This is a genomic window from Bradyrhizobium sp. LA2.1 (assembly GCF_040547725.1).
Taxonomy (GTDB): Bacteria; Pseudomonadota; Alphaproteobacteria; order Rhizobiales; family Xanthobacteraceae; genus Bradyrhizobium; species Bradyrhizobium barranii.
This window is the reverse complement of record NZ_JBEPQI010000008.1, coordinates 228050-247205: the sequence shown is the minus strand read 5'-3', so window position 1 is coordinate 247205 and position 19156 is coordinate 228050. Positions and strand designations below refer to the sequence as shown.

Sequence of the window (19156 nt, the reverse complement as noted above, 5' to 3'; positions counted from 1 at the left end):
TAGTCATGGTGGAGAAGGGCGGCAAACCGCTGGGTGGATCGGATCGTCCTCCGAATGATCCGCTGCTATGGCCATTTGCGGCGGCGCGGCTCGCGATGGACGCCTGCTTCTGGTGGCTGGAGCGCGATCCGCCGGAACAGGACGCGAGCAATCTGCCGTGGACGACACCCAACACGGTCGCCCTGGAGCTTGCGACCATGCGTCTGCGCGATTGCACGCGGACGCAATCCGGCCAGCCGGCACTGGTCTGCGCGCCCTATGCGCTGCATCGGGCCCTGATCGCCGACTTCGCACCGGGCCACAGCGTGGTGCAGTCGCTGCAGAATGGCGGCATCGATCGGGTGTACCTCACCGACTGGCGCTCGGCCTCGCCGGACATGCGCTATCTCTCGATCGACAGCTATCTCGGCGATCTCAACGTCGCCGTTGACGAAATCGGCGCGCCGGTCGATCTCGTCGGCCTGTGCCAGGGCGGCTGGCTGTCGCTGCTCTATGCGGCGCGCTTTCCCGCCAAGGTGCGGCGGCTGGTGCTGGTGGGGGCGCCCGTCGATCTCTCGATCGATTCCGCGCTGTCCCAGCTAGCTCGCAATGCGCCTGAGGCGCTCTACGACCAACTCGTGGCGCGCGGCGGCGGCAATGTCAGCGGCGACGAGATGCTGCGCTTCTGGACGAAGGCGCCGAGCCGCGACGACATTGCGGCGGCATTGCAGAGGGATCTCTCGGACGAGGAGGGCGCGGCACTGCTCGCGCGTTTCGATCGCTGGAATACCGAGACGCTCAACCTGCCCGGCACCTATTATCTGGAGATCGTCAACCGAATCTTCCGGGAGAATCGGATTGCCGGCGGCAACTTCACGGCGCTCGGCCGCGAGGTTGATCTGAGGGACGTCAAGGCGCCGGTCTTCCTGCTCGCCGGGCTCGATGACGACGTCGTGCCGGCCAGACAGGCGCTTGCGACCGCCGGTCTGCTCGGAACGCCGCCGGCCTTCATTGCCGCGGCCTCCGAGCCCAGCAATCATCTCGGCCTGTTCATGGGGGCGCGCACCCACGCCCATGCCTGGCCCCGGATCGCCGAGTGGCTGCGCAACGACCTCTCCGGAGTGCTGGCCCGCAGCGCCTGACCTTGTCAGGTGCCTTGGCCCGGCCGGGCCGGCGAACACGCAAATCCGTTATGCATGACGGCGGATGGCCTGCACGGGGCCCGGTCGATGGGTTACATATCATCCGGAACTGGCGGCTGCGGCCGCGACAAGATTAAGGGTACCGCGCTCGATGAGCTTCCACTCGATCTACGCCCACGGATTTGCGCGCGTGGCGGCCTGCGTCACCACCTCCCATGTGGCCGATCCCACGGCCAATGCGAAGGCGATTCTGGCGGCGGCCAATGCCTGTCAGCAGCAGTCGGTGGCGGTCGCCGTGTTTCCGGAGCTGTGCCTGTCCGGCTACGCGATCGAGGATCTCGTCAAGCAGGACCCGCTGCTCGATGCGGTCGAGCGCGGGCTCGCCTCAATCGTCGAGGCCTCCTCGGCGCTGATGACCGTCCTGATCGTCGGCGCGCCGCTGCGCTTTGGTCATCGCATCTACAATTGCGCCGTCGTCATTCATCGCGGCAACGTCCTTGGCGTCGTGCCCAAATCTTATCTGCCGACCTATCGCGAATTCTACGAGGGACGGCATTTCGCCTCCGGCGCCGGCATCGCCGGGGAGACGATCGCTTTTGGCGGGCTGCACGCACCGTTCGGCGTTGACCTCCTGTTCGCGGCCGAGGATGTTCCTGGCCTGATCATCGGCGTCGAGATCTGCGAGGACATGTGGATTCCGGTGACGCCAGCTTCCGAACTCGCGCTTGCCGGCGCCAGCGTGCTGATCAATCTATCCGGCAGTCCGATCACGATCGGCCGGGCGCGCTCGCGCGCACTGCTGTGCCAATCGACGTCGGCGCGTTGTCTTGCGGCCTACGTCTATTCCGCCGCGGGGGCAGGGGAATCGACCACGGACCTAGCCTGGGACGGCCAGACCTCGATCTATGAGAACGGCGTGCTGCTGGCCGAGGGCGAGCGGTTCCGCCAGGACGGCCAGATCACGCTGGCCGATGTCGATCTCGATCTGCTCAGGCAGGAACGCGCACTGATGGGCACGTTCGACGACAATCGCCGGCAACGCGAAGCCTTTTTCCGGAGGATCACCTTTGCCCTGAAGCCGCCGGCCACCGACATCGGCTTCCTGCGCAAGATCGAGCGCTTCCCGTTCGTGCCGAGCGACGAAGCCCTGCTCGAGCAGGATTGCTACGAGGCCTACAACATCCAGGTCGCCGGCCTCGTGCAGCGCATGCGCGCGACCGGAACCAAGCGCGTGGTGATCGGCGTCTCGGGCGGGCTCGATTCCACCCACGCCCTGATCGTCGCCGCCAAGGCGGTCGACCTGCTCGGACTGCCGCGCAGCAACATCCTGGCCTACACGATGCCGGGCTTTGCCACCGGCAGCGAGAGCAAGACCAATGCACTGGCGCCGATGAAGGCGTTGCAGACGGAGTGGCAGGAACTCGACATCCGTCCGACGGCGACGCAAATGCTGAAGGACATCGGCCATCCCTTCGGCAAGGGCGAGAAGGTCTACGACATCACCTTCGAGAACGTGCAGGCGGGCCTGCGCACGGACTATCTGTTCCGGCTCGCCAACCATCATGGCGGCATCGTCATCGGAACCGGCGATCTCTCGGAACTCGCGCTCGGCTGGTGCACCTACGGCGTCGGCGATCAGATGGCGCATTATAATGTCAACGCCGGGGTGCCGAAGACGTTGATCCAGCACCTGATCCGCTGGGTGATCGCCTCAAAACAGTTCAGCGACGACGTCAACCGGACGCTGGCGTCGATCCTGTCGGCCGAAATCTCGCCCGAGCTGGTTCCGGTCAAGCCCGGCGAGAAGCCGCAGAGCACGGAAGCTTCCGTCGGGCCCTACGAGCTGCAGGATTTCAACCTGTTCTACACGCTGCGGTTCGGTATGCGGCCGTCCAAGATCGCCTTCATGGCGCAGTACGCCTGGAATGATGTCGCCAGGGGCGAATGGCCGCCGGCGTTCCCGACCGATAAGCGCAAGGCTTATGATCTGCCGGAGATCCGGCGCTGGCTGGAAGTGTTCCTGCGCCGCTTCTTCGCCTTCAGCCAGTTCAAGCGCTCGGCGATGCCGAACGGGCCGAAGGTTTCGGCCGGCGGCTCGTTGTCGCCGCGCGGCGACTGGCGCGCGCCGTCGGATTCCAGCGCGGCGGCATGGCTTGAGGATCTCGAGCGGAACGTTCCGAAGTGATTGAGCAGGACTGCTGATCGGGCAGGGTAGCTCCAGAACGACTTCGCGCCGCGCGGCTCATAAAGCCGGCGGCGCGAAATTGCGTTCAATCTAGAAAGTGCCGAGGTCCGGAGTGCCTAGGAGTCCGGACCTCGTCACCTTGCCCCAGCCTTTGATCCCCCCGCCCCATGCGGTCCCCCAACCCCATGTAGCGCGATCAGAAGGTGATGCCCCTGGAAGGCCGCCGATCGATGCGCGCGATGTACGCGAAGTATGGTTAGGATTCCATTCCGGATCACTACGGACACGAACGCGCTTGATGCTGCACGCTGGTGCATTCGTCCGCATCTGCTGCGATCACTGCTGCCTGAATTCGATGCAGGCGATCGGCGGGGATGTCCACATCAGCGCATCGCCGCGGCACCTGCATTTCACGGGCCTGTCACTTAACTGGTCTAGCGCTGCTCCCGTCATCGCTGACGGTCAAGGAGCAAGCCATGTCGAAGCCGGTGCTGGGCGCAGCATTGTCCATCAAATCGATCCCTGCCCACCGCGACTGGCTTCTGGAACGGCAGCGCGATCTCGAAATCCAGGATTTTTTCCGCGCGGATTTGCTCGACGGCGATTGGCGGAGTGCAGCCAGCGAGATCAAGCAGATGCTCTCGGGCCATACCGGCCGGCTCGGCATTCACGGCCCGTTCTGGGGCTTCAAGATCGACAGCCATGATCCCTTGATCCGCAAGGCGGTGACGAAGCGCCTGCTTCAGGGCCTCGATGCCGCGGAATTCCTCGGCGCGACGCAGATGGTGATCCATTCGCCGTTCACGACCTGGGACCACAACAATCTCGACCTCTATCCCGATAACCGCGGCAATCTCGTCGAACGCGTCAAGACGACGCTTGCCGAGGTGATCGCGCGCGCCGAGACGATCGGATGCGAGGTCGTCATCGAGAACATCGAGGACAAGGATCCGCGCGACCGCGTGCGCCTCGCCAAGGCGCTCGAAAGCAACAAGGTCCGCGTCTCCCTCGACACTGGCCACGCCAACTATGCCCACATTTCCACCGGCGCTCCGCCGGTCGATTACTACGTCGAAACCGCCGGCGACATGCTGACGCATGTGCACCTCCAGGACACCGACGGCTTTGCCGACCGGCACTGGGCGCCGGGCGAAGGCAACATCCCGTGGGTGGCCGTGTTCCGCGCACTGGGCCGGCTGACCTCCAACCCGCGGCTGATCCTCGAACTCCGCAATCACGACGACGTTCGCGCCGGCGCAGCCCATCTGGCCGCGCTCGGTCTCGCTGAATAACCGGCATCACAAAGGTCAGGCTTATCGTCATGAGCAAACTCACCCGTCGCACCATCCTGAAGTCCGGCGGCGCTGCCGCGGGCACGCTTCTCCTGCCGCGCTTCGCGATCGGGCAGGCCGACAACCGTCCGTCGGTGACCATCGCCGTGCAGAAGGTGACGAATTCGAACGTGCTCGACGTGCTGCGCGAGCAATCGAACGTCGGCGAACGCGTGTTCTTCTCCTCGATCTGGGAGGGCCTGATCTCCAAGAACTGGCGCGGCAGCCTGGAGGCCGTGCCGGGCCTCGCTACCGAATGGCGCCGCATCGACGACCAGACGGTCGAGGTGAAGCTGCGCCAGGGCGTGAAGTTCCACAATGGCGACGAGCTGACGGCCGAAGACGTCGTCTTCACCTTCAGCCGGGAGCGCATGTTCGGCGAGACCGAGGCCAAGAGCCGCTCCACCATCCAGGCCTTCGAGAAGATCCCGACGCCGCGCCCGGGCAAGGAACTGCCTCCGGACGTGCCGGCGGTCGCCCGCCGCATCTGGCCGGACCTCGTGCGCGTCGATGTCGTCGACAAGTACACGGTGCGCTTCTACAATGCGACGCCCGACGTCACGATCGAGGGCCGGCTGTCGCGCTACGGCTCCGACATCATGAACCGCCGCGCCTGGGAGCAATCCGCGAGCTATCTCGACTGGGCGCGCAAGCCGATCACGACGGGCCCGTACAAGGTCGTCGAGCTCAAGCCCGACGTGTCGCTGACCCTCGAGGCGCATGACGAATATTGGGGCGGCCGGCCGCCGCTCAAGCGCATCCGTTTCCTCGAAGTGCCCGAGGTCGCGAGCCGCGTCAACGGACTGCTCTCGGGCGAATACCAGTTCGCCTGCGACATCCCGCCGGACCAGATTGCCGGCATCGAGAAGAACGCGGCGTTCGAAGTGCAGGGCGGCACCATTCTCAATCACCGCCTGACCGTATTCGACAAGAACCACGCCGTGCTCGCCAATCCGCTGGTGCGGCGCGCCTTCACCCACGCGATCGACCGCCAGGCGATCGTCGACAGCCTGTGGGCGGGCCGTACCCGCGTGCCGAAAGGCCTTCAGTGGGAATTCTACGGCGACATGTTCAACGCCGACTGGAGCGTGCCGGCCTATGATCCGAAGCTCGCGCAGGATCTGTTGAAGCAGGCCAACTACAAGGGCGATCCGATTCCCTATCGCCTGCTCAACAACTACTACACCAACCAGGTCGCGACCGCGCAGGTGCTGGTCGAGATGTGGAAGTCGGTCGGCCTCAACGTCCAGATCGAAACCAAGGAGAACTGGTCGCAGATCATGGAACGCGCGCCGACCCGCGCGGTACGCGACTGGTCGAATTCGGCTGCCTTCAACGATCCCGTCTCGTCGCTGGTCGCCCAGCACGGCCCGAACGGCCAGCAGCAGCAGATCGGCGAGTGGACCAACGCCGAACTGAACAAGCTTTCGGAGTTCCTGGAGACCTCGACCGACCGGGCCGCGCGCAAGAAGGCGTTCCACCGCATGCTGGAGATCGCCGAGCGCGAGGATCCCGCCTATACGGTGCTGCACCAGAACGCGACCTTCACCGCGAAGCCGAAGTCGATCAAGTGGAAGGCGTCGCCGGCATTCGCGATGGATTTCCGCGCCGGCAATTTCGAGGCGTAAATGGCGACGCCGCTGGTCAGCATCCAGGGCCTCAGCGTCGCCTTCAACGGTGTAGCGGTCCTGCGCGGCGTCGATCTCACCTTGCAGAAGGGCGAGGCCCTCGGCCTCGTCGGCGAGTCCGGCTCCGGCAAGTCGGTGACGTGGCTTGCGGCGCTCGGCCTCTTGCCGCGGCATGCAAAAGTCTCGGGCTCCGTGCGGCTCGACGGACGCGAAATCCTCGGCGCAGCCGCGGCTGAGCTTGACCGGGTGCGGGGCGGGCGGGTCGCCATGATTTTTCAGGATCCCGCAAGCGCGCTCAATCCGGTGCTCACCATTCGCAAGCAGCTCTGCGAGGCTTTGGCACTGCATCGCGATCTCTCGGGCGAGGCGGTGAAGGCCGAAGCGCGGCGGCTGCTCGATCTCGTCGGCATTCCCGATGCGGCGCGGCGGCTCGAAGCCTATCCGCACGAATTCTCGGGCGGCCAGGTCCAGCGCATCATGATCGCGATGGCGCTGGCCGGAAATCCCGATCTCCTCGTCGCGGACGAGCCGACCACGGCGCTCGACGCCACCATCCAGGCGCAGATCTTGGAGCTGCTCTCGACCATCCGCCGCGAGATGAGCATGGCGATGGTGCTGATCAGCCATGATCTCGGCGTCGTCGCGGAAAACTGCGACCGCGTCGCCGTGATGTATGCCGGCCGCATCGTCGAGCAGGCGCTCGCCAATCAGCTCTTTGCCGATCCGGTGCATCCCTACGCGCAGGGCCTGATCGGCGCACTGCCGCCGCTCGACGGACCGCGTCGGCGTCTCACGGCCATTCCGGGGACCGTTCCCGATCCCGCGCACATGCCAAGCGGCTGTGCCTTCGCGCCGCGCTGCGCGCTTGCGGCCGAGCCGTGCGGACTTGCCGTGCCGAGCCTGGCGCCGATCGCGAACGATCGCGTGGTTGCCTGCATCCGGGCTGAAGCTTCGCGCCGTGCGCTGCTCGGGATCGCCGCCGAATGAGCGCGCCGCTCGTCGAGGTGTCCTCGATCTCGCGCAGCTACGCGATGCGCTCCGGGATGTTCGGCCGCAGCACAGCGGTTCACGCGGTCGACGGCTTGTCACTTGCGATCCGCAAAGGCGAGACGCTCGGCCTCGTCGGCGAGTCCGGCTCGGGCAAGTCGACCACGGGTCGTATCGTGCTCGGTCTCGAGCCGCCCGATCGCGGCGAGGTGCGGTTCGACGGCAAGGCGATGGCCGCGCCAGGCACGAAGGCGTGGCGCGCGCAGCGGGCGCGCATGCAGATGATCTTCCAGGATCCGCTGGGGGCGCTGGACCGGCGGTTGCCGGTCGCAGCCCAAATCCGCGAACCCCTGGACATTCACGGTCTCGGCACGCCGGCCGAACGCGAGGAGCGTGTGCGCGAATTGCTGCGCGCGGTCGAGCTGACGCCGGCGCATGGCGCGCGCTATCCGGGCGCGCTCTCCGGCGGCCAGCGTCAGCGTATCGTGCTGGCGCGGGCACTGGCGACAAAGCCCGATTTCCTCGTCTGCGACGAGCCGGTCAGCGCGCTCGACGTCTCGATCCAGGCGCAAGTGGTGAACCTGCTTTGCGATCTCCAGGCGCAACTCGGGCTGACGCTGTTGTTCATCAGCCACGATCTGCGCGTCGTGCGGCAGATCAGCAATGTCGTCGCCGTGATGTATCTCGGCCGCATCGTCGAGATCGGCAGCGCCGATGATCTCTTCGCGCGTCCCGAACACCCCTATACGCAGGCGCTGGTCTCGGCGTCGCCGGCACCGGGCCGCCGCAGCGCGGGCCGCATCGTGCTGGCAGGCGATCCGCCGAACCCGGCGGCGCGGCCCCAAGGCTGTGCCTTCCATCCGCGCTGCCCGCGCGCTATCGCGCGCTGCGCGAGCGAGGTGCCGGCGCTGTCGGGCGTCGGCGGCAACAGGCAAGTCGCCTGCCATCTCGTGACGGGGCCGCAGGCCGAGACGCGGGACGCGGCCTGATGGGACGCTATCTCGCCATTCGGATCGGGCGCGCGGCGCTGACGATCGTGCTCGTCGTCACCTTCGCCTTCGTGGTGCTGCGGCTCTCCGGCGATCCTGCGCTGATGATCCTGGGACCGGAGGCGCCGCCGGAAGTGCTCGCTGCTTTCCGCAAGGCCTGGGGGCTCGATGATCCCATCTGGTTCCAGTACCTCGACTACTTCGGCGCCATTGCCAAGGGCGAGCTCGGCCGCTCCATGCGCGACGGGCGGCCGGCGATCGAGCTCGTGCTGGAGCGGATTCCGGCAACGCTGGCGCTGACGCTGCCGGCCTTCTTCTTCAAGGTGGCCCTCGGCATTCCCGCCGGCATCTACGCGGCGCTGCACCGCGGCTCGGGAATCGATCGCGCCGTGATGATGACGGCGGTCGCCGGCTTCACCGTGCCGAGTTTCGTCCTTGCGCTGCTGCTCGTGCTCGTGTTCGCCGTGCAGCTCGGCTGGTTGCCGTCGGGCGGGCAGGACAGCTGGCGTCACGCCATCCTGCCAATCGTGACACTCAGCCTCGGCGGCGCCGCGGTGCTGGCGCGCTTCACCCGCAGCGCCATGCTGGAGGTGCTGGGCCAGCCCTATATCCGCACCGCCTCGGCCAAGGGCGTGCCGTGGCGCAAGGTGGTGACGTCGCATGCGCTGCCGAACGCGGCGATCCCGACCGTCACCATTCTCGGCTTCATGGTGGGCACGCTGATCGCGGGCGCGGTCGTGGTCGAGAGCGTATTTGCCTGGCCCGGAGTAGGGCGCCTGCTGGTCGTCGCCGTCGCCAACCGCGACCTCGCCGTCGTGCAGTGCATCCTGTTGCTGGTCGCGATGACCATGGTCACGTCCAATCTGATCGTCGATTTCCTCTACGGCTTCCTCGATCCGCGCCTGCGCGCCAAAGGGGCGCATGCATGACCGACGCAACGCTGAAGGACACGGCTGTCCGCCGCCGCATCAGCCTTCCCGCGATCCCGGTCTCGGTTGCGCTCGCGATCAGCTGGATCGTCGCCATGCTGGTGATCGCGGCGTTCGCCGAGAAAATCGCGCCTTACAGCTTCACCCAGCTCGACCTCCGCAACCGGCTGGCTGCGCCCGGCAATGTCGCGCACTGGCTCGGCACCGACGAGCTCGGCCGCGACGTGCTGTCGCGGCTCCTCGTCTCGATCCGCATCTCGCTCCTGATCGCCTTCGGCGCGACCGCGATCTCGGCGGTCGTCGGCACCACGCTCGGTTTTCTCGCCGCGCATTTCCGCGGAGCCGTCGAGCAGTTCGTGCTGATGCTGACCGACTTCCAGGCCAGCATGCCCTTCCTGATCATGGCGCTCGCAGTGCTCGCCTTCTTCGGCAACTCGCTGCCGCTGCTGATCGGCCTGATGGGCCTGTTCGGCTGGGAGCGCTATGCCCGCATCGCGCGAGGCCTCGCCATCTCCGCCAATGCGCAAGGCTATGCCGCCGCCGTCCGCCAGCTCGGCGCGACGCCGTCGCGGATTTACTTGCGCCACATCCTGCCCAACATCGCCTCGACCCTGATCGTCTCGACCACGCTCGTCTTCCCCGAGGTGATCCTGATGGAATCCGGCCTGTCCTTCCTCGGCCTCGGCGTGCAGCCGCCGATGACCAGCCTCGGCAACATGGTCGGCTATGGCCGGGAGTACCTGACCCGGGCGCCCTGGATCATGCTGGCGCCGGCGACCACCATCGTGATCACCACGCTGGCCGTCTCCGTGATCGGCGACTGGCTGCGCGACCGGCTCGATCCGACCTTGCAATAGGGCGACTGGCCTGACGCCGTCGGACACCCGCTTCTAGCCTTGGACCTCCGGCGTCCTGCCGCGCCCGAGCGCGAATTGACCGACCGGGCCCTCGATATGGAATTCCAACTCCGTCATTTTCGCGAACAGATCGATGTTGGTGCTGCCAACGGCGCAGCCGCCGAGACCCATATCGGTTGCCGCCAGGTAAAGCGTCTGAATCAGGCTGCCGACATCCTTCAGGATCAGCGAATATGCGATTGAGCTGTATTTCCAGGAGATCCGCCCAAAACGCGCCGCGATCGTGATGAGGATTTGCGGCTGACCCGGCGCGTCCATGGCGAACTGGGCAGCCGCCAACTGCGCCTGGAGTTGTTGGGGGGAGGCGCTGATCGCGACGAGCGCGTGGCTCCCTGCATCGTAGTGGTAGAGTCCACTCGCAAGCCCGTCGCAGTTCGCGACGGTAAGGTATAATTCCAGCTCGTACGCGCTGCCCGCCGACGGATAAGGCCTTGTGCTGTAGGTGACGTCGGAACCGCCTTCGAAATACGGCTCGCTCTTCCATTCGGACAAAACGCGCGCGCTGGTGTCGAGGAACTGCGCGAGTTCGCCGAGCGTGACCGGATTCTTGTCGTCGAAATCCCGTGTTGAATGGCGTTCGCGCAACAGCTTCGGGAAACGGGAGCTCGACTCCGGGGAGGAGAATTTGCGCAGGTCAATCTTGCTGCCGGCCCAGGTCGGACGCACCGCCGGCGACGGCGGAACGACGCCGGCATATGTGAAAGCGGCGCCGACCGGATTGGCTTGCCGGCCCTCCGTGCTCCGCGTGTGAAATACCAGATCATGGAAATCCCAGAGAACGAGATTGCCATCGCCTTCATTCACCCGCAGGCCTTGTCCGTCGTTCGCATCGAGCTTGAGCAGGATCTGGCTGTCCAGCAACAGTTCGAGCAGATGGAGGGTGGAGGAAGCTATCTTCTGGTTGAGCTTGCCGATCTTCCGAGGCTGCGACAGCGCACCAAGGGTGGCGGCGATGGCAGGATCGCCAATCCGGAACAACGCGCCGGCGCGAGGCGATTCCAGCACCAGCTCGTTGCCGCGCCGGCGCAGAAAGGCAAAGCGCGATAGCACAATGGTGTCACGACTGCCCAGCTTCGCGCGCCGCGGCCAGTATTCGGGGACTTGGGGCTCGATGACCACGAAGTCCTGCGTGTTACGCGAAGAGGAGAGGCGGTATTCCAGAAGCCCCTGCCGGGCCAGGCGACGTACCAGGGCGTCGACGTCTCTCGCGAGGGCGCTCTTGCCCGCAAAGGACGCGAGCGGAAGGCCGGTGCTCAGATGTCGCGCGCAGTCCATCGCGGCCGCGCTGAATTGTCCGAGGTTGACGGAATAGTCGCCCAGAGAGGCGGCGATGTTTCCGTCAGGCTGCATCTGGAGGGAGAAATGATGGCTCAACCGGGCGGCAATGTCTGGCGCGATCTTCCTGGTCGGCTTTTTCCGGGGAGCGCGCACGAAAGAGCAGCCCTTCAGGTGTGTGGAAGGAATGAAGTCAGATCGCTTTCCGGTCGCGGCCGGTCCAACAATCCGAGCTTCACCGGCACATCGTAAAGGCGACCCGGTGCGAAACGGCGATAGAAATGACGCAGGCCGGGAACGAGCACTCTGACGACCGGAACCTCGACGTCGGGACGTGTCTGGTCGAGGACGAGGAAATCGTAGCCTGCACGGGCGGCGATCTCGACGCAGGCAATGACCTGGTCACGCGTATTGTCGTGAAGCTTGAGGCTCGGCGCTGGGGGGGCGATCGGGTGGTCGCTCGGTGTCAGGAACGGGTAGTCTTCCAGGCGCAGCGGCGTGACACCGTCGAGGGTCGGCTTCTCGCCGCTTGCGCCGCCCATCATGCCGACGGACATAAATTGGGTCAGTTCGGTGAGGGATCGCAGCAGCGCTATATGGCGGTCGAAATGCGCGCCGGAACCGAACTCGATATTCTCATGTCCATTCTGCATCCAGTGCATGATCGCCACGTAAGTCGGAATGCCGAGGTCCGTGGTGATGTCGAGCACCCATAGCTTGCGCCCGGCTTCCGCAAATTGAGCCTGGAGATCCCGAACATAGAAATCGTCGAATTGCCCGAGATCGACCTCGGCGCGCTGCACCCGGTTGTACCACCAGATCGCGTAGGCATCGCGCTCGATCAGTTCGAGGAAGCCCTGAACGATGGCTTCGTCGCGGGTGTTGCCGGCCGCACAGCCGTTGGAATCCGTATGAAAGCCGCCATAGAAGAAGTAAAGGAGGCCGGTCGGCAGATATTTGAAGCGTTTGTCGCGCAACGACGAGACCGGCGACCACTCGGTCCTCGTCGAGGGATCGAACGGCTCGGGCACCGGATGGGGATCGTCCGGCTGCTGCAGAAACCTGGTCTTGAACTGCGTTTCGCTGAAGAGCTGGACGTCGTTGGGAAGAAGCGCGTCGCCAGGCGCGAAATCGACAAAGCGGCGCGTCGTCCTGATCTCATCGCCCTGGAAAATGCCCGAATAGCGTTCGATCGATTCCATCAGCGCGCTGGCTTCACCCTGCTCGGCGGTCGAGCCCTTGCCAAAACTGCCGCCGCTCAATCCGGACCTGAGCTGGTCGATGCTGTGGGCCGGCGCGGAGAAATTGTGCTGGGCGAAGTAGTTGGTGTTCATCGGCAGATCAACGTCGATCCGCTCGAGCCGGGTCACCACCCCTGTCAGTGGACTCACATGCTTGCGGAAGCGCGACACCGTCGACCGCGACGTCACGGTGCGATATCCACCGCTGGTCATGACGAGTCTCTTGCCCTCGGCAATCTCGACCAGGGCCGGAGATCGGCGCGGGTTGTTCAGCTTCCTGCTGCCGCAGGTCGGACATTGCGGACGTCGCGTCACGTAGTGCTTGGCGATGGCGGCGCCGGTCAGGTCGAAGCTTGCGATGTGATCGCACAAATCGGTGCGAAAATCCGAGGCAATTGCCTTGGCGATCTCGACTGCCGCAAAATGGATTCCAGTCTTGCCGACGCTTTCTCTGACGAGAGGCGACATGGCAACCGCACGCGCCGGTCCCCGGTCAAGAAACCCCTTGATCTCCCGGTTGCGGATCATGCGATCGAACAGGCAGGTCCAGCAGGCGCTCTCGCCCGGTTTGAACATGGGCCCGACCAGCGGAAACGCGCCGGATGGCTGTACCAGCAACCAGGACGTCTTGCCGGCCACACGTTCCTGGTTCAGTTCAGCAAGTCGCCCGTCAAGATAATCGTTCACCAGCGTGATCGTGAGCTTCGGCGAGCGCTTGGCGATTTGAACGCCGAGCTTACCCAAGGCCGCGGTCAGCTCCTTGGCGCCTTTGACGTCAATCGAGTCGACCTGAACGGGGCAATTGCGAAGATTTTGTTCCGCGATCTCCAGGGGCATGCCGAGGCTTGCCAGGAAACCGCCGACGGCGTCGTCGAACGCTTTCGGGGTCCGCGCAACGACATATCGGCGATCGAGCAGCCGCTTGATTGCTTCCTCGATCTTGTCGGCCGGGAAGCGCTTCGAAAGCTGGCGAATGATCTCCGACCCGGCCTTGCCGTGTTGCCCGATCGCAGTGGCGAGGGCGCAGTAGAGCTCGCCGTGCAGGAAGAATTTGCGGTTCTCGGAATAGAGACAAACCGCATCGGGAGGCAGTACGTAAGCGGTGAAGTTCGGTGCAAATCGGAGAATGTCTTTGCGGGTCTGCCGCGCAACGCGGGTCTTGCGAGTTGCAGTCATTGAGTCAGCACGCTGATCCTGTTGCCGTCACGCTAGATCCCCGGCGCAAGATGGATCGTCGTGACCGCGCGCCGGCATTTTCCCAGAGAATTGAAGCGAATTCAGCTGTCACCCGCAAGCCGCCGATGCAGGCGTCGTAGCGAAATCAAGCAATTGGCCGGACCCTTTCTTGAGGCCGGCCAATGACCTATCAACCCGTGAATTTGACATTCGGAATGCGCCGGGGTCTAGCACACGCGGCAGCGGCCCCACGATGCGCAGCAACCCGCGCATGATACGGCGCATCCCACCACACCAACGCCACAGCCGACAGCACAGCCAACGGCACAACCCGCACATCGGCAACCGACGCCACATCGGCAACCACGGCAAGCCCGACAGCCTCCGCAGCCGCGGCAACCGCCGCATCCGCGCCATGCCAGCTGCACGCGGCTACCGGCGTTTTCCTTGTCGAAGAGATGGAAGGTGGCCAGGCTGACGTCAGCCATTTCCTCTTCATCGAGCGTGATTGCCTGGCCCGTTCCAAGGTGCGGCAATTGTTGTACGTCGGGTGTCGGCACGGCGGACGCCGATGCGCCTCCCGCCAGCGAGAACGTCAACCCTGCGGCTCCGAACGCCGGCACGGCGACTTTGCTTACTCGCTTCTTCCCTTTAGAAGTCTTCTTCGCCTGCCGCATGGTCGAACCTCCGAGCATTGCAAGAAGTATCCCAGCCGCGGTAAGTCTACGCCCAGGAAATAACGCGGGCAACAATTACGCGCACAAAAGCGCGGCGCTGCACGTTCGGGATGTATTCATCTTCATGAACGGCAATCGGCACGGCCGGTTGACACAACGCGTCAACGATCCACGCTCTCGGTGCGAGTGCAACTTGGTGCAGTGCCGCAATCGCATCCAGGTTTGAACGGAGAGATCGGCGTGGCGGATCAACTCGGACGTTTCGCTTGGTACGAACTGCTGACCACGGACGTCGCGGCGGCGGGCGCATTCTATCGCAAGGTCGTCGGCTGGGGTGTGACGGATGAATCGACTCCGGAACTGCCTTACACGGTGCTTCGTAGCGGCGGCATCCCGCTGGGCGGCCTTATGGATATCCCGGAAGAGGGGCGGAGATCAGGGGCAACACCGAGATGGATGGGGTACGTCGCTGTCGACGACCTGGACGGGGCTGCCGCGCAGATCAGGCGTCTCGAAGGCACGATCTTTGTGCCGCCGACCGACACCAATATTGGCCGAATAGCAGTCGCTGCCGATCCGCAGAAAGCGACGTTCGGGCTGATCGAGAAATCGACATATGGCCGATGGAAACCGGGCCGGCTGGACGAGCCGGGGCGCGTAGGCTGGCATGAGCTATTGGCCGCCGACCGGACCGTGATCTTCGATTTCTACAGAGAACTATTTGGTTGGCAGAAAGCCGACGCTCAAACCGATCCAGCGGACTGGTACCAATTGTTTTCGGCGGGGGGGCAAACGGTCGGCGGCATGCTGACGAAACTTTCGAGCGTAGCGCAGCCATGTTGGCTGCATTACTTCAATGTCGACGACATCGGCGCGGCGACGAAGCATGTGAATGCTGGTGGAGGCCGGATCCTCCAGGGTCCGATCGAATTGCCTGATGGCTGCTGGATCGCACGATGTGTGGATCCCCAGGGCGCCCTGTTTGCACTGCAGGGTGCCGGGGGGCATGCAGGCATCGAGCCATTCTCGGCCTCGGAAGTCGGGTGGTCCGCCAAGTGGGGCGGCATTGCCTCCCAGGGGAGAATTGTGCTGCCCAAGCCGAAGCGCTAGCTGCTGCAGCGTCCGTCCGGCGCTGGCGCGACCCTGCAATAACCCGCGCCGGGAGCAGGGGAGGCCTGCGCGGGGCCGATCCGGGCCGTTTCGGGGCAAGTTCCCGTTGCACGCGCCCAGCCCGTGCGCTATCCGGCCGGAAAGGCCTGAGGCGGCTTCCATTTTTCCGCCCGGCTGACCCAACCGAGGACGGAAACCGCCATGCCAGCCTATCGCTCCCGCACCACCACCCACGGCCGCAACATGGCGGGCGCCCGCGGCCTCTGGCGCGCGACGGGCATGAAGGATGCCGATTTCGGCAAGCCGATCATCGCGGTCGTCAACTCCTTCACCCAGTTCGTGCCCGGCCACGTCCACCTCAAGGACCTCGGCCAGCTCGTGGCGCGCGAGATCGAGCAGGCCGGCGGCGTCGCCAAGGAATTCAACACCATCGCGGTCGATGACGGCATCGCCATGGGCCATGACGGCATGCTCTACAGCCTGCCGTCGCGCGAGCTGATCGCCGACAGCGTCGAGTATATGGCCAACGCGCACTGCGCCGACGGCCTCGTCTGCATCTCCAACTGCGACAAGATCACGCCCGGCATGCTGATGGCCGCGCTGCGGCTCAACATCCCCGCCGTGTTCGTCTCGGGCGGCCCGATGGAGGCCGGCAAGGTCACGTTGCAGGGCAAGACCAAGGCCGTCGACCTCATCGACGCCATGGTGGCGGCCGCCGACTCCAAGGTCAGCGACGAGGACGTCAAGGTGATCGAGCGCTCGGCGTGTCCGACCTGCGGCTCCTGCTCGGGCATGTTCACGGCCAATTCGATGAATTGCCTGACCGAAGCGCTTGGCCTCGCATTGCCCGGCAACGGCACGGTGGTGGCGACCCATGCAGACCGCAAGCGCCTGTTCGTCGAGGCCGGCCACACCATCGTCGATATCGTGCGCCGCTATTACGAGCAGGACGATGCCTCCGTGCTGCCGCGCAACGTCGCCAACTTCAAGGCGTTCGAGAACGCGATGACGCTGGATATCGCCATGGGCGGCTCGACCAACACCGTGCTGCATCTGCTGGCGGCGGCCCATGAAGGGCAGGTGGAGTTCACCATGCAGGACATCGACCGGCTGTCGCGCCGCGTACCCGTGCTGTGCAAGGTCGCGCCATCGGTCGCCGACGTCCATGTCGAGGACGTGCATCGCGCCGGCGGCATCATGGGCATTCTGGGCGAGCTCGACCGCGCCGGCCTGATCGACACCTCGGTCTCGACCGTGCACGCGCCGACCATGAGCGACGCGCTGGAGCGCTGGGACATCAAGCGCTCCAAGAGCGAGTCTGTCCGCACGTTCTTCCGCGCGTCGCCCGGCGGCATTCCGACCCAGGTCGCCTTCAGCCAGGAGCGCCGTTACGACGAGCTCGATAGCGATCGCGAGAAGGGTGTGGTCCGCAACCTCGAGCATGCCTTCAGCAAGGATGGCGGTCTCGCCGTGCTCTACGGCAACCTCGCGCAGGACGGCTGCATCGTGAAGACCGCGGGCGTCGACGCCTCGATCCTGAAATTCTCCGGCCCCGCGCGCGTGTTCGAGAGCCAGGACGCCGCAGTGGAAGGCATTCTGGGCGGCAAGGTTGTTGCCGGCGAGATCGTGGTCATCATCTACGAAGGTCCGCGCGGCGGCCCCGGCATGCAGGAGATGCTGTATCCGACTAGCTATCTGAAATCGATGGGCCTCGGCAAAGCCTGTGCGCTCGTTACCGACGGACGCTTCTCCGGCGGCTCGTCCGGCCTCTCGATCGGCCATCTGTCGCCGGAAGCGGCGGAAGGCGGCAACATCGGTCTGGTGCGCACCGGCGACCGCATCGCCATCGACATCCCGAACCGCAGCATCAGCCTGGAGGTCTCCGATGAGGAGCTCGCCAAGCGCCGCGCGGCGGAAGAGGCCAAGGGCGATGCCGCCTGGCAGGCGACGGGCCGCAAGCGCAACGTCTCGACCGCGCTTCAGGCTTATGCAGCGCTCACCACCAGCGCCGCACGCGGTGCGGTGCGTGAGGTGAAGCGGCGTACGAAATAAGCGCTGCACCGTCCGCGCCTCGCGCGATGGTCAACAAGTTCTGAACGGCCGGCGCAAGCCGGCCGTTCGCATTAAGGATGCCTCGACGAAGTTCGGCAGCTCAAGATGTTGCAGCGTATAATGCTCGCGACCTTCGCAAATCCATTTTGGGCAACTGGGGCACCACCACAATGTCTCGTACTCTCGCTGTCGTTTTCTCAACGGTCGTCGCCGCGATTTCCATGACGAGCGCGGCCTCCGCCGGCTGCTACAATTGCTACGCGCCGCCGCCGTGCCAGACCTGCTACCAGCAGCAATACGTGCAGCCGCAATACCGCACCGTCGACGAGACCGTGATGGTTTCTCCCGGCGCGACCGTCGCGCACCGTACGCCGGCGCAGTACCGCACCGTGATGGTGCCGCAGACCGTGATGGTGGCACCGCCGAGCGTCCAGTACGAACGCGTCCCGCCGCAATACGCCACGCGCCAGCGCGTCGAGATGGTTTCGCCCGGCTATTCCTATTACGCCCCGGTGCAGATGGGCTGCGCGTCCTGCGGCTACTGAGCCGACGCAGCTACAAAGAGTTTCGGGCGGCGCACCCTCTGGGGGCGCCGTTTTCTTTTGTGCACCAGCAAACGAGGCCCGGAAATGGACGCGAATCCAACCGGGCCTCGCAACCAGCGACGCCCTGGGCGGTGTCGCCAGTGTCCGGGATTGCTGAGGGGCGGCGTGTGTCGGCGGCCGACATATCGCGAAGCTAGTCGAACAGGCTGACGCTCGCCTGACAGATCACGTGCGGCGGAAAATTCAGGCTTGGGGTGAGGGCGCGCGCTTGGAGGTGCCGGTACCAACGGACGGTGGCGCGACGCGCCGCCGCCATTTCTCTCGATGCTGGAGCTCTCGTGCCGGCCGCGTATTAGGACAGCTTCAATGCCATGTGAATTACACCGGGCTCGCGGATCGTTGCGGGCTTGAAGCCAAACTTGTCGAAGACGCGGAGCATCGCTGCATTCTCCGGTAGCACTTCCGCGGTCAACTCCGTCAAACCGGCCTCGCGGGCGATAGCGATCAGATGGTGCGTCAGCAGCCCGCCAACGCCGCGTCCCTGCCAGGCATCGATCACGACGAAAGCTGCTTCGGCCCGTCCAGGCTCGAATATGACGTAGCGACCACCGCCGATGATCATGCTGCGGCTCGCCTCTTCCGTGCACGCAACCAGTGCCACGTGGTTTCTGAAATCGGGTTCCATGAAAAAAGCGCGCTCCCGTTCGGAAAAATGACGCTTCGTCACAAAGAAGCGGCGTTGGAGCGATTGAGCGCTTGTCTCCTCGAGCGCGGCAAGCATGTCGGGCTCGTCCTCGGGACGAAGCGCCCGGATATCGACCAATCGTCCGTCGCGAAGTCTCTCCTGGCGGCTGTAATTTGCGGCATCCGGCACTTGAGCTCTCCCGCGGCCCGATTGCGGCGCGCCCCCGCGGGGCAGTTGGTCGATCCCGATTGACGCGAACACCGTCGCCAACCGTTGACCTAAATCAACGTCAGCGACCGCCGACCTTA

14 protein-coding genes are annotated in these 19156 nt (G+C 64.9%); 11 read left to right on the top strand and 3 right to left on the bottom strand.

Going from position 1 to position 19156, the window contains the following annotated elements; genetic code table 11:
- Positions 1 to 5: 5 nt before the first annotated feature.
- From ABIB95_RS18125 to ABIB95_RS18090, 8 genes are all read left to right on the top strand, one after another.
- Positions 6 to 1121, top strand: a complete 1116-nt coding sequence (locus ABIB95_RS18125; RefSeq protein WP_354240969.1) for an alpha/beta fold hydrolase — start codon at positions 6 to 8, stop codon at positions 1119 to 1121.
- Between the two features lie 151 nt (positions 1122 to 1272).
- Positions 1273 to 3306: an NAD(+) synthase gene (locus ABIB95_RS18120; RefSeq protein WP_354240967.1), complete on the top strand. Its 2034-nt coding sequence runs from the start codon at positions 1273 to 1275 to the stop codon at positions 3304 to 3306.
- A 476-nt stretch (positions 3307 to 3782) separates the two neighbouring features.
- Positions 3783 to 4598: a sugar phosphate isomerase/epimerase family protein gene (locus ABIB95_RS18115; RefSeq protein ID WP_063983251.1), complete on the top strand. Its 816-nt coding sequence runs from the start codon at positions 3783 to 3785 to the stop codon at positions 4596 to 4598.
- 29 nt (positions 4599 to 4627) lie between these two features.
- A complete protein-coding gene (locus ABIB95_RS18110; RefSeq protein WP_354240965.1) occupies positions 4628 to 6265 on the top strand; it encodes an ABC transporter substrate-binding protein in 1638 nt (545 codons plus the stop codon).
- Entirely contained in the window at positions 6266 to 7252 is a 987-nt protein-coding gene (locus ABIB95_RS18105) for an ABC transporter ATP-binding protein (protein ID WP_354240963.1), read from the top strand. It abuts the gene before it with no gap.
- Positions 7249 to 8241: an ABC transporter ATP-binding protein gene (locus ABIB95_RS18100; RefSeq protein WP_354240962.1), complete on the top strand. Its 993-nt coding sequence runs from the start codon at positions 7249 to 7251 to the stop codon at positions 8239 to 8241. The genes ABIB95_RS18105 and ABIB95_RS18100 overlap by 4 nt, the downstream gene beginning before the upstream one ends.
- A complete protein-coding gene (locus ABIB95_RS18095; RefSeq protein ID WP_014495224.1) occupies positions 8241 to 9170 on the top strand; it encodes an ABC transporter permease in 930 nt (309 codons plus the stop codon). Before ABIB95_RS18100 ends, ABIB95_RS18095 begins: the two co-directional genes overlap by 1 nt.
- Positions 9167 to 10027, top strand: coding sequence for an ABC transporter permease (locus tag ABIB95_RS18090; RefSeq protein WP_354240961.1), 861 nt, complete (start codon positions 9167 to 9169; stop codon positions 10025 to 10027). Before ABIB95_RS18095 ends, ABIB95_RS18090 begins: the two co-directional genes overlap by 4 nt.
- Before the next feature lie 33 nt (positions 10028 to 10060).
- On the opposite strand, the gene ABIB95_RS18085 is transcribed toward ABIB95_RS18090, so the two are convergent.
- Positions 10061 to 11437, bottom strand: a complete 1377-nt coding sequence (locus ABIB95_RS18085; protein ID WP_354240960.1) for a SagB/ThcOx family dehydrogenase — start codon at positions 11435 to 11437, stop codon at positions 10061 to 10063.
- Positions 11438 to 11532: 95 nt separating this feature from the next.
- Positions 11533 to 13779, bottom strand: coding sequence for a TOMM precursor leader peptide-binding protein (locus ABIB95_RS18080; RefSeq protein ID WP_354240959.1), 2247 nt, complete (start codon positions 13777 to 13779; stop codon positions 11533 to 11535).
- 917 nt (positions 13780 to 14696) lie between these two features.
- Between ABIB95_RS18080 and ABIB95_RS18075 the strand changes: the two genes are divergently transcribed.
- The 3 genes from ABIB95_RS18075 to ABIB95_RS18065 all read left to right on the top strand — a co-directional run bounded on the left by ABIB95_RS18075 (position 14697) and on the right by ABIB95_RS18065 (position 18163).
- Complete coding sequence (locus tag ABIB95_RS18075) at positions 14697 to 15566, top strand: VOC family protein (protein ID WP_354240957.1); 870 nt, start codon at positions 14697 to 14699, stop codon at positions 15564 to 15566.
- Positions 15567 to 15767: 201 nt separating this feature from the next.
- Positions 15768 to 17618: a dihydroxy-acid dehydratase gene (ilvD, locus tag ABIB95_RS18070; protein ID WP_354240955.1), complete on the top strand. Its 1851-nt coding sequence runs from the start codon at positions 15768 to 15770 to the stop codon at positions 17616 to 17618.
- A gap of 221 nt (positions 17619 to 17839) precedes the next feature.
- Complete coding sequence (locus ABIB95_RS18065) at positions 17840 to 18163, top strand: hypothetical protein (RefSeq protein WP_071913852.1); 324 nt, start codon at positions 17840 to 17842, stop codon at positions 18161 to 18163.
- 352 nt (positions 18164 to 18515) lie between these two features.
- On the opposite strand, the gene ABIB95_RS18060 is transcribed toward ABIB95_RS18065, so the two are convergent.
- Positions 18516 to 19037: a GNAT family N-acetyltransferase gene (locus ABIB95_RS18060; RefSeq protein WP_283016507.1), complete on the bottom strand. Its 522-nt coding sequence runs from the start codon at positions 19035 to 19037 to the stop codon at positions 18516 to 18518.
- Positions 19038 to 19156 lie beyond the last annotated feature (119 nt).